10 protein-coding genes are annotated in these 11,507 nt (G+C 69.8%); 2 read left to right on the top strand and 8 right to left on the bottom strand.

Annotated elements, in window-relative coordinates; genetic code table 11:
• The first annotated feature begins 158 nt into the window (after positions 1 to 158).
• Together Q1V88_RS00555 and secA are read left to right on the top strand one after the other, a co-directional pair.
• Positions 159 to 1,352, top strand: coding sequence for a crosslink repair DNA glycosylase YcaQ family protein (locus tag Q1V88_RS00555; protein WP_300676205.1), 1,194 nt, complete (start codon positions 159 to 161; stop codon positions 1,350 to 1,352).
• Between the two features lie 11 nt (positions 1,353 to 1,363).
• On the top strand, positions 1,364 to 4,225 hold the full coding sequence (gene secA, locus Q1V88_RS00550; RefSeq protein WP_300676203.1) for a preprotein translocase subunit SecA: 2,862 nt from the start codon (positions 1,364 to 1,366) through the stop codon (positions 4,223 to 4,225).
• 77 nt (positions 4,226 to 4,302) lie between these two features.
• Here secA and Q1V88_RS00545 read toward each other — a convergent pair whose 3' ends face one another.
• The 8 genes from Q1V88_RS00545 to Q1V88_RS00510 all read right to left on the bottom strand — a co-directional run bounded on the left by Q1V88_RS00545 (position 4,303) and on the right by Q1V88_RS00510 (position 11,471).
• Positions 4,303 to 4,776 carry an Rv3235 family protein gene (locus Q1V88_RS00545; protein WP_300676202.1) on the bottom strand — a complete coding sequence of 158 codons (474 nt, stop codon included), beginning with the start codon at positions 4,774 to 4,776 and terminating at the stop codon, positions 4,303 to 4,305.
• Positions 4,773 to 5,453, bottom strand: coding sequence for a LysM domain-containing protein (locus tag Q1V88_RS00540; protein ID WP_300676200.1), 681 nt, complete (start codon positions 5,451 to 5,453; stop codon positions 4,773 to 4,775). The genes Q1V88_RS00545 and Q1V88_RS00540 overlap by 4 nt, the downstream gene beginning before the upstream one ends.
• A gap of 108 nt (positions 5,454 to 5,561) precedes the next feature.
• Positions 5,562 to 6,107, bottom strand: a complete 546-nt coding sequence (locus Q1V88_RS00535) for a hypothetical protein (RefSeq protein ID WP_300676198.1) — start codon at positions 6,105 to 6,107, stop codon at positions 5,562 to 5,564.
• 97 nt (positions 6,108 to 6,204) lie between these two features.
• Positions 6,205 to 6,540 carry a sec-independent translocase gene (locus Q1V88_RS00530; protein ID WP_300676196.1) on the bottom strand — a complete coding sequence of 112 codons (336 nt, stop codon included), beginning with the start codon at positions 6,538 to 6,540 and terminating at the stop codon, positions 6,205 to 6,207.
• Positions 6,541 to 6,556: 16 nt separating this feature from the next.
• Positions 6,557 to 7,732 (bottom strand): P-loop NTPase, encoded by a 1,176-nt coding sequence (locus tag Q1V88_RS00525; RefSeq protein ID WP_300676194.1) that lies wholly within the window; start codon positions 7,730 to 7,732, stop codon positions 6,557 to 6,559.
• 11 nt (positions 7,733 to 7,743) lie between these two features.
• On the bottom strand, positions 7,744 to 8,265 hold the full coding sequence (locus Q1V88_RS00520) for a DUF1003 domain-containing protein (protein WP_300676191.1): 522 nt from the start codon (positions 8,263 to 8,265) through the stop codon (positions 7,744 to 7,746).
• Positions 8,258 to 9,508: a CBS domain-containing protein gene (locus tag Q1V88_RS00515; protein ID WP_300676189.1), complete on the bottom strand. Its 1,251-nt coding sequence runs from the start codon at positions 9,506 to 9,508 to the stop codon at positions 8,258 to 8,260. Before Q1V88_RS00515 ends, Q1V88_RS00520 begins: the two co-directional genes overlap by 8 nt.
• A gap of 16 nt (positions 9,509 to 9,524) precedes the next feature.
• Positions 9,525 to 11,471, bottom strand: coding sequence for an alkaline phosphatase family protein (locus Q1V88_RS00510; RefSeq protein ID WP_300676186.1), 1,947 nt, complete (start codon positions 11,469 to 11,471; stop codon positions 9,525 to 9,527).
• Positions 11,472 to 11,507 lie beyond the last annotated feature (36 nt).

The following is an 11,507-nucleotide window of genomic DNA, read 5'->3' as shown; positions in this document are numbered from 1 at the left end:
GCTCCAAGTTCCCGAACAAGGACACCGCTCGACCAGACACCGGGCCCGCGGACGACCACTCAGAAGTCAGGGATCACCACGTGTCCCGGTCGGACGTTCGGCCCGCCCGCGGACCCACTCAAAGGCTAAATGTCGGTGGCTCCCACTAGGTTCTAGTCATGGAGTCCCTTGCCCTGGCCCAGGCGCGCAGGATCGCGCTCGCGGCGCAGGGGTTCGCCGACGCCGCCCACGAGCGGCCCACGATGCGCACGCTCAGCCGCACCCTGGAGCGCACCGGCGTCCTCCAGGTCGACAGCGTCAACGTGCTCCAACGCGCGCACTACATGCCGCTGTACTCCCGGATGGGCCCCTACGACACCGACCTGGTGCGGCGGGCCTCGGAGCAGCGGCCCCGGCGGATGGTCGAGTACTGGGCGCACGTGCAGGCGTTCATGCCGGTCGACCTGTGGCCGGTGATGGCCCACCGGATGGCGTACTACCGCGAGCGCCGGGCCAAGTGGTCCAGGGCGGTGCCTCGCCCGGTGATGTGCGAGGTGCTGGCCGCCGTACGGGACAGCGGGCCGGTGACGGCGAAGCAGATCGACTCCGGGGCACCGCGGGCCAAGGAGCACTGGGGCTGGAACTGGTCGCAGGCGCGCCTGGCCCTCGATGCCCTCTACATGGCCGGCGAGATCGCGATCGCGGGGCGCTCGACCCAGTTCGAACCGCGCTACGACCTGCCTGAACGGGTCATTCCCGCTGTGCATCTCGAGGCGCCGACGCCGACCCGGTTGGAGGCCGACACCGAGCTGGTCCGTCGGGCGGCCCGCTCCCACGGGGTCGCGACCGCCCGCGACCTGGCCGACTACTACCGGATGAGCGCGGTCGACACCCGCGCCGGCCTGGCGGTGCTGCTGGAGTCGGGCGAGGTCAGCCAGGTCCAGGTCGAGGGGTGGCGGACGCCGGGCTACCTATGGCACCAGGCCCGGATGCCGCGACGGATCAGCGCCCGCACCTTCCTCAGCCCGTTCGACCCGGTGGTGTGGGAGCGTTCGCGCACCGAGTCACTCTTCGACTTCCACTACCGGATCGAGATCTACACCCCTGCGCACAAGCGGGTGCACGGCTACTACGTGTTGCCGTTCCTGCTCGGCGACCGGATCGTGGGCCGTGTCGACCTCAAGGCCGATCGCCGGCGCGGCACCCTCGTGGTGAAGGGTGCCTTCGCCGAACCGGGGGCTCCGGAGAGCACCGCCGAGGAGCTGGGCGAGGAGCTGACCCGGCTCGCCGGATGGCTCGGGCTGGACCGGATCGAGGTCGATCCTGAGACGGGCCGTGGGGAGTTACTCTCGCGGCTTTCCGTTCGCGGGTAGAGTGACGCCTCGTGGCCATTCTCGACAAGATCCTCCGCCTCGGCGAGGGCAAGATCCTCCGTCAGCTCGAGGGGATCGCCAAGGCAGTCAACGCGATCGAGGACGACTACCTCGCGATGAGTGACGAGGAGCTCGCCGGACAGACCGCGATCCTCAAGGAGCGCTATGCAGGCGGGGAGTCCCTCGACGACCTGATGTACGAGGCGTTCGCCACCGTCCGCGAGGCTGCCCGCCGTGTCCTCGGCATGCGTCACTTCGATGTGCAGCTGATGGGTGGGGCCGCACTCCACCTGGGCAACATCGCCGAGATGAAGACCGGTGAGGGCAAGACCCTGGTCGCCACGCTGCCGGCGTACCTCAACGCGCTGGCCGGCGAGGGTGTCCACGTCGTCACGGTCAACGACTACCTCGCGACCTACCAGTCCGAGCAGATGGGTCGTGTCTTCAGCTTCCTCGGCCTGAGCACCGGCGTCATCCTCCCCGACCTGTCCCCGGAGGAGCGTCGCGAGCAGTACAACTGCGACATCACCTACGCGACCAACAATGAGCTCGGCTTCGACTACCTGCGCGACAACATGGCGAACTCCATCGAGGAATGCGTGCAGCGCGGCTTCTTCTACGCCTGTGTCGACGAGGTCGACTCGATCCTGATCGACGAGGCCCGGACCCCGCTGATCATCTCGGGCCCGACCGAGGACGACGTCAAGTGGTACAGCGAGTTCGCTCGGATCGTCGCTGGCATGACCCGCGACGTCGACTATGAGGTCGACGAGAAGAAGCGGACCATCTCCGTCCTCGAGGCCGGCATCACGAAGGTCGAGGACCACCTCGGCATCGAGAACCTCTACGAGTCGGTCAACACCCCGCTGATCTCCTTCATGAACAACGCGGTGAAGGCCAAGGAGCTGTTCCACAACGACAAGGAATACGTCGTGATGAACGGCGAGGTCCTGATCGTGGACGAACACACCGGCCGCATCCTGTCGGGGCGTCGCTACAACGACGGTCTCCACCAGGCCATCGAGGCCAAGGAGAACGTCGAGGTCAAGGAGGAGTACCAGACCCTCGCGACCGTCACTCTGCAGAACTTCTTCCGGCTCTACAAGAAGCTCTCCGGCATGACCGGCACGGCCATGACCGAGGCGAGCGAGTTCGACAAGATCTACGGTCTCGGTGTCGTTCCGATCCCGACCAACAAGCCGATGCTGCGCATCGACCAGCCCGACCTGGTCTACCGGACCGAGGTCGCCAAGTACGACGCCGTCGTCGAGGACCTCGCCGAGCGCCACGCGACCGGACAGCCGGTCCTGGTGGGCACGGTCTCGGTCGAGAAGTCGGAGTACCTCTCGGCCCTGCTCAAGAAGAAGGGCGTCCCGCACACCGTCCTCAACGCCAAGGTGCACGCCGACGAGGCCAAGGTCGTCGCGCTCGCCGGCCACAAGGGTGCCGTCACCGTCGCCACCAACATGGCCGGTCGAGGCACCGACATCATGCTCGGTGGCTCCGTGGAGTTCCTCGCCGACCAGGAGCTGCGCAAGCGCGGCCTGGAGCCGACCGGCGAGACCGCCGACGAGTACGACGCCGCGTGGCCCGCCACCGTCGAGTCGGTCAAGGAGCAGGTCGCGGCCGAGCATGACGAGGTCAAGAGCCTCGGCGGCCTCTACGTGCTGGGCACCGAGCGGCACGAGTCGCGCCGGATCGACAACCAGCTTCGCGGTCGTTCCGGTCGTCAGGGCGACCCGGGCGAATCCCGCTTCTACCTCTCCCTCGAAGACGAGCTGATGCGCCTCTTCAAGTCCGAGTGGGTCGACCGCGTGCTCCAGGCCCTGCGGATCCCCGACGACGTCCCGATCGAGGCCAAGCGCGTCACCGGCGCGATCGCCAACGCCCAGGGCCAGGTCGAGTCGCAGAACTTCGAGTCCCGCAAGAACGTCCTCAAGTACGACGACGTGATGGACCGCCAGCGCAAGGTCGTCTACACCGAGCGCCGTGAGGTGCTCGAGGGGGCCGACCTCGCCGAGCAGACGCGGACCTTCATCGACGACGTCGTCACCGGTGCCGTCACCACTCACACCGAGGAGTTCGCCGAGGAGTGGGACCTCGAGCAGCTGTGGACCGACCTCGGCCAACTCTGGCCGATCTCGATTTCGATCGCCGACCTGGAGGAGGCCGCGGGCGGGCGCGACAACCTGGAGCGTGACGACCTGATCGAGGCGCTCAAGATCGACGCCCACGCCGCCTACGACCGCCGCGAGGCGGAGATCGGGGAGGACGTCACCCGTGAGCTCGAGCGGCGGGTGCTGCTCTCGGTCCTGGACCGCAAGTGGCGCGAGCACCTCTACGAGATGGACTACCTCCGTGAGGGCATCTCGTTGCGGGCCTACGCCCAGCGCGACCCGCTGGTCGAGTACCAGCGCGAGGGCTTCGAGATGTTCAACGCGATGATGGACTCGATCAAGGAGGAGGCCGTCGGCTTCCTGTTCAACCTGGAGGTCCAGGTCGACGGCGAGGACGAGGTTCACTACCACGCCGACGGCTCCGCTCACGCGGGCCCGATGCACGAGGGTGCCTTCGCTGAGCCGCCGGTCGGCCTCAACGTCGGTCCGAGCGTCTCCGAGATCGCCTCGGGCGCCAAGCAGATCCGCGCCAAGGGCCTCGACGCCCCGGCCAAGCCGCGGAACCTGAGCTACTCGGCTCCCGACGAGTCCGGCGACCAGGCCGTGGTCAACCCGGCCAGCACCGTCACCAATGCCGACGACCCGTTCGCCGGCGTGGGCCGCAACGACGTCTGCCCGTGTGGCTCGGGCAAGAAGTACAAGCAGTGCCACGGCCGCGCCGGTGGTCCGACCGGACTCACCACGCGCACCAGCTGACCTGGCTCGCTCCGGCTGCCCCCGACACCCTCGGTGTCGGGGGCAGCGTCGTTCCGGCACCGTCGCGACGGTCCGGCTCAGGCGAAGTCCAGGGCCGTGCAGAGCCACCGTCCCTCACGTCGCTCGAACCGTCCTGCCACCGCCCGGGACCTCTCGCCGTAGCGCACGTGCACGCTCGCCTCGACGATCGTCGAGGTGACGAAGCAGGTGTGGATGCCGATCACCTTCGGATGGACCGGCTGGATCCGAGCCTCGCCGGGGCGCTGCCCCGAGGCCAGGGCGACCAGCTCGGAGCGTCGGCGGAGATCGGCGTACACCATCGGGGTGGCCCAGCGCGCGATCTGGTGGGCGGGCCGGTCCCCGCCCACGATCTCGACGGCGGCCTGGGTGAAGCGGGTCGCCCAGAGCTCGATCTCGCCGCGGCGGGCGCTCTCGATCGCGATCACGTCGGCGCCGCTGCCGGTGCGTTCGGGGCGGCTCATCGGGGGCTCGGTCCGGGGGAGGAGGTCGAGGGCCAGGGTGCCCTGGATGGTCGCCGGGCGCGCGCTCACCGCAGGCTCCGGGGGACGGTGAGGTGGACCCCGACAGCGAGCCGGTCGGGGTCGGCCCCGATCACGTGCCGGTTGGCGCGGTAGAGCTCGGGCCAGCGTCGACCGATCAGCTCCGGGTCCTCGGAGTCGAGCAGGGTCGAGGTGATCGACCAGAGCGAGTCGCCGGCGTGGACAGTGACGGTGGGTACGCCGTCCGGCGCACGGACCGGGGGAGGTGCGGGGGCGTCGACGGCACGGTCGGGGAACGGCAGGGAGGCGATCAGGGTGGGCCAGGCGACGGTGTCGGCGGCGCCGGGCTGGCCCGGGCCGGTGGCCGCCATCGCGGGGGTCGCGGTCGCGGTGAGGGCCACGCCGCACAGCCCCAGGACGGCCCGCCGGGCGCCCGCCGGCAGGCAGAACCGCCGCGGCTGCTGCGGGACTGGGGCCAGCGAGACACCGAGGCCGTGGAGCCGCAGGCGGCAGGACTCGACGACGACGGCCAGGATCGCGAGCCACCCCCACGCCAGACACAGCAGCAGCGCCCCGGCACAGGCCCGGACCAGCAGGTCGTCGAAGGCGAGCGGGCCGGGTTCCGACCCGAGGGCCTGGTCCACGAGCAGTCGCCCGGCGGCGGTGACGGCACCGGTCGTGGCCAGGGCGACGACGACCGGACGGAGGAGGTGATGGAGCAACCGCATGGCATGTTCCTTCCGAGAACCTATGCGTTTGAATGCGTTTGCTTATGAAAGGTCGGATTTGATGGCGCGTCAATGGGCCCCGTATGGGGTGTGGATAACCAGGACGGCTCAGGGGCGGTACTGGATCGCGCTGAGCGCAGGGACCGGGATCAGGTCGAGGCGACCACCGGCGTCGATCTCGATGAAGTCCTGGCCGACCCGGGTCGGCACGCCCTCGGCACGGCTGGCGTCGCGGTGGTGGAAGACGCACCGGACCTGATCGTCGGCGAGGCGACGTACGGGGGAGGGAAGGCGCAGCTTCGCGGTGACCGGCCACGCCACCTCGGGCACCGAGCGAGAGCCGGCGTCGCGCACGGCGAGGAGCGCTACGTGCCTGACGATCCAGTGCGCGGTCGGGCTGGTGAGCAGCAGCCAGCCGGTGGCGACCCGGTCCAGGGTCCCCGTGAGCGTCCCCACCCCCTCGACCTGGAGCGTCGCCTGCCGGCCCAGATCGGCCATCAGGCGCGAGGCGAGGGTGACGTGGAGGTACTCCGCGCGCGCCCGGTCGGCGACCTCGGCACGGCGGGCCTCGGCGAACTCGGCCTCGGCCTGGGCCTCCAGGTCATCGAGGACGCCGAAGAGCTCGTGCTCCCAGGAACGGTCCTCGCCCGACATGGGGGCAGACTGCCACACCCGCGACCCAGGGAGGTGGTGAACCCGGAAGTCGACGGTGGTGAACCCGGAAGTCGACGGTGGTGAACCCGGAAGTCGCTCAGGTGGCCTGATCGTCGTACGGCGGCACCTCGCCGGGCCGCAGCGGGCGCTGGCGCGGGGCGCCCTGCTCCAGGCCGTCGGCGTCGTCGTCGGCGACGATCTGGTTGATCTGCTTGCGGACGAACTCGCGCGGGTCGAGGTCCTTCAGCTCGAGGTCGGCGTACTCCGGGCCGAGCTCCTCGCGGAGCTGGTCCCGGGCGCCGTCGGCGAACTTGCGCGCCTCGCGGACGAAGCGGCCCGCCTGCCGGGCGAAGTCCGGCAGCTTGTCGGGTCCGAAGACCAGGATCGCCACGAGCGCGATGACCGCGAGCTCTGGCAGGCCGACTCCGAACATGCGCTAACCCTAGGGGCTAGAACTTCGAGGACGGCGTCAGCCCCAGCTGCATGCCGGCCAGGCCGCGGCCGCGACCGGTCAGACGCTGGGCGATCGCGGTCAGCTCCTGGGCCGCCGGAGCGGTCGGGTCGGACTCGACGACGGGCTTGCCGACGTCACCACCCTCGCGCAGGGCGATCTCGATCGGGACCTGGCCCAGCAGCGGCACCGGGGTGCCGAAGCGCTGCGACAGGGTGTCGGCGACGCGCTGGCCGCCGCCGGAGCCGAAGATCTCCAGACGGTGCACGGGATCGTTGGGCCGCTCGGTGGTGCAGTGCGGGCACGGCAGGTAGCTCATGTTCTCCACCACACCGACGACGCGCTGGTGCATCATCTCCGCCATCGTGCCGGCCCGCTCGGCGACCTCGGCCGCCGCCTCCTGCGGCGTCGTGACGACGACGACCTCGGCGTTGGGCAGGTACTGGCCCAGCGAGATCGCGACGTCGCCGGTGCCGGGCGGCAGGTCGAGCAGGAGCGCGTCCAGGTCGCCCCAGTAGACGTCGGCGAGCATCTGGCGCAGTGCGCGGTCGAGCATCGGCCCACGCCAGGCGATGACCTGGTCGCGGCGCGGCTTGAGCATGCCGATCGAGATCACCGAGACGCCCGAGGCGGTCGGCACCGGCATGATCAGGTCCTCGACCTGGGTCGGACGCGAGTCCGCGATGCCGAGCATGGCGGGGATCGAGTGGCCGTAGATGTCGGCGTCGACGATGCCGACCTTCATCCCCTGGGCCGCCATCGCGACGGCGAGGTTGACCGTGGTCGAGGACTTGCCGACTCCGCCCTTGCCCGACGCGATCGCGAAGACGCGGGTCAGGTTGCCGGGCTGGGCGAAGGGGATCTCGCGCTGGGCGACGCCACCGGAGAGCATGTTGCGCATCTCCGAGCGCTGCTCGTCGCTCATCACGCCGAGCTCGAGGTTGATCGAGGTGACACCCTCGACCGCGCCGACGGCGGCGGTCACGTCGCGGTTGATGGTGTCCTTGAGCGGGCAGCCCGCCACCGTGAGCAGCACCTTCGCGTCGACGACACCGGTGTCGGAGACGGTGACCGAGTCGACCATGCCGAGCTCGGTGATCGGCCGCTTGATCTCCGGGTCGTTGACCGTGGCCAGGGCCGCCTGGATGCGCTCGAGGAGGGTGCTGCTGCTCACGAAGGTCCAGCCTACGCGGTGGCCTCGTCATTCCCGTCGTCGGCAGCCTTCTCGTCGCGCTCGTCCAGCTCGGCGAGCAGCGAGCGCAGCTCGGAGCGAACGAAGTCACGGGTCGCGACCTCGCCCAGCGCCATCCGCAGCGAGGCGACCTCGCGGGCCAGGAACTCCATGTCGGCCTGGGCCTGGGCCGCCACCCGGCGGTCCTGCTCGGCGATCACACGGTCGCGGTCCTCCTGGCGGTTCTGCGCCAGCAGGATCAGCGGCGCGGCGTAGGAGGCCTGCAGGCTGAGCATCAGGGTGAGGAAGAGGAAGGCGTACGGGTCGAACCGCCACGACGCCGGGGTGAGCGTGTTCCACACGATCCAGATGACGATGAAGGCGCTCATCCAGAGCAGGAACGTCGCGGTCCCCATGAACCGGGCGAACTTCTCGGCGAAGACACCGAACGCGTCGGCGCGGAAGGCCGGCCGCTGCACCAGCGGGCGGCGGACCTCGCGCGGGGTGTCGAGCCGGGGGCGGGGCTGCTCAGCCATGGTTGCGCACCGCCTTGTCTCGCCAGTCGTTCGGAAGCATGTGGTCGAGCAGGTCGTCGACGCTCACCGCGCCCACGAGCCTGCCCTCGTCGTCGACCACGGGGGCCGCGACCAGGTTGTACGTCGCCAGGTGGGCTGCCACGTCGTCGAGGGTCGACTCGGGACGCAGCGGCTCCAGGTCACTGTCGAGCGCACCGGCGACCAGCGTAGAGGGAGGCTCCCGCAGCAGTCGCTGGATGTGGGCGACACCGAGGAACTTGCCGGTCGGGGCCTCCAGTGGTGGCCGGCAGACGTAGACCAGGGCGGCCAGCGCCGGGGTCAGCTCCGGGTTGCGGACGTGGGCCAGTGCGTCGGCGATGGTGGCGTCGGGGCCGAGGATGACGGGCTCGGGGGTCATCATGGCGCCCGCGGTGTCCTCGGCGTACGACATCAGGCGTCGCACGTCCTCGGCCTCCTCGGGCTCCATCAGCTCCAGCAGGGTGGCGGCGGTCTCGGGCGGCAGCTCGGCGATCAGGTCGGCGGCGTCGTCGGGGGACATCTCCTCCAGGACGTCGGCGGCACGCTCGGAGTCGAGCTGTTCGAGGATCTCGACCTGGTCGTCCTCGGGCAGCTCCTCGAGCACCTCGGCGAGACGCTCGTCGTCGAGGCTCGCCACCACCTGGCGGCGGCGCTCGACGGGGAGGTCGTGGATCATGTGGGCGGCGTCGGCCGGACGCATCTCGTTGATCGCGTGCACCAGCTGGGTGGCGGCCTGGGTGGGGGATCGGTGCGCCAGACCGGTGACGTCGCGCCACTCCACGACGTGGGTCTGCCCGCGTCGGCGCAGGCCCTTGGAGGGCTCCTGGACCGCGACCCGGGAGAGCACCCAGTCGCGGTTGCGGGCCTGCTCCATCGCGACGTCGTAGACGGTGCCGACGATGCCGGAGGTGGTGATCGTGACCTGGCGGTCGAACATCTGCCCGATCACCAGGGTCTCGGTCGAGCGCTGCTCGAAGCGGCGCATGTTGAGCAGCCCGGTGATGGAGACCTGACCTGCGTCGATGTTGGTCACACGGGTCATCGGGACGAAGATCCGGCGGCGCCCGAAGACCTCCGCGAGCAGGCCCAGCACGCGCGGCTGGCTGCCCTCGGAGCGCACGCTGACCACGAGATCTCGGACCTTGCCGACCTGTTCACCGAGGGGGTCGTAGATCGACAGCCCCAGGAGGCGGGCGACGAAGACGCGGGTCGGTGTCGTGCTCACAGGTCCACGGTAGTGGTCAGCGGCGCTGGATCAGGTTGGCGGGCTGGAAGAGATTGATCGCGCCGCCGTACGTCGTCGGGGTCGGCATCGTGGGATAGCCGAGCATCGTGGTCACGATGTTGGCGATGTTGGCGTTGCGCAGCGGCTGCGAGCCGGCGTAGCCGGGGCGTCCCACGCCGGGGTCGGTGAAGGACGGGTTCATCGCGTACAGGTCGGCGCCGGCCGGGACGCCGTGACCCCACACGATCAGGGGGATCTGGTATTGCGGCAGCGCGGTGCCGACGGTGGCCTTGTGCGAGCCGCCCGAGCTCGAGGTGACGATCAGGGCAGTCGAGGTCGCGGTCCGTGACGAGGCCCGGATCGAGTTGAGCACCTGGGCGATCCGGCGGTCGGTGGCGCGCACGGCAGCGGCGTACTTCGGTCCGAAGTAGCCGTACTTCTCCCCGACCGTGCGCGGGCTGCTGAGCTGGAGGTAGGAGATCGAGCGCGGTGCGTTGGCGATCTGCTTGCGCAGCACCTTGATCGCGGCGGCGTCGTTGGACTGCATGCTCGACACGGTCAGTTTGTTGGTGCCGTAGTCGACGCCCTGGCTGTCGGCCAGGCCGGAGCGGGCGCTGCGCAGCACGATCGCGGCACCGGGGTCGGTCGACATGAAGCTGGTCGAGCCGCCCTGGTTGTGCACGGTGTCGAAGACGGTGTTGACGTAGGCGCCGGTGGCCTTGCACACGGTGGCGAACTTCGCCGCCTTGGTGTTGAACCGGTTCCAGACGAAGCCGTGCCCGCCGACGCCCGTGGTCACCGGTCGGCCGCTGAGCAGCGACAGCGCGTTCGGGATCGACGCCTTGGGCTCGACCGGGGTGCGGGCGTTGAGGGTCGAGGCGCCCGAGCGACGGATCGCGGTCAGGTGCGGTGCCCACGACTGGCGCACGCCGCTGATCGCCGCGCTGGGCAGTCCCTCGACGTCGATCACGACGGTGTGGGTGATGCCGGCCCGAGCGGCCTGCGGCGCCTTGAAGGTGGCGTCGGCCCAGACCACGGGGTGGTCGGTGGTCTGCTTCACGTACGGCGTGCGGACCGCCTGGTAGCCGTTCCACTGCACGTCGGTAGTGCTCATGATCCAGTCGATCTGCGGCGACTTGGGGAGCGTGCACGTGGTCGCGGTCCGGGTGCCGCCGTTGACGGCCCGCATCGCGGTGGCCTTGGTGAAGGAGCAGAAGAAGTCGCTGCGGTCGTTCATGTCGCCGGTGAAGATGATCGGCGTGGTCGGGTTGGCCTTGCGCAGTGCGTTGAAGGTGCCGGCCTGGATCGCGACGTTCTGGGTGCGGTAGTTCGACGCGTTGCCGAAGGTGTTGGCCGGGTTGTGGGTGTTGGTCACGAAGACCCGCTGCCCGCTGGCGTTGTTCTGCAGCAGCACGATCGGGCGGGGCACGTTGACGCCCTTGAAGTACGGCGCGTCGTAATACGTCGTGCTGATCGCCGTCCACTGGTCCTTGCGCCAGGCGATCGAGTTGCCCCTGACGTTGACCTTCGACGCGCCGGTGTAGGTGTTGCCGGGCCAGAGCTCGTACTGCGCCCCCATCTCGGAGAGGAAGACGTCGATCTGGGGCTGCTCCATCTCCTGGAAGCCGACGATCTGGAGGTTGTTGGCCCTGATGATCTGGTCTGCCTGCGCCTGCCGCGTGCGGCCGTCGACCTTGAGTCTGTTGTCCCCGCTGGGCATGGTGTGGCCGTAGCCGAGCAGGTTGAACGTCGCCACCCGGGCACGGGTCGGCAGGTAGGGCGTCGTCGCCGCCGGGGGAGTGCCGATCACGCCGGCGGCCGTCAGGGTCGCGGCGCCCTTGCCGTCGTCGTGGGAGGAGTCGCGCACGGCGACGCACGCCAGGGAGGCGGCGGCGATGGTGACGAGACTGGCGCCGAGGACGGCGACCCGGCGAAGCGGGCGGGTGAGGCGGGGACGTGACATGGCTGGAACTCCAGACCGGGGAAAGAAGGCAAAGTC

Origin of the sequence: Nocardioides sp., from assembly GCF_030150155.1 — a bacterium.
GTDB lineage: Bacteria > Actinomycetota > Actinomycetes > Propionibacteriales > Nocardioidaceae > Nocardioides.
The sequence above is the reverse complement of the archived record's forward strand: the minus strand, read 5'-3'. Positions and strand labels throughout refer to the sequence as shown.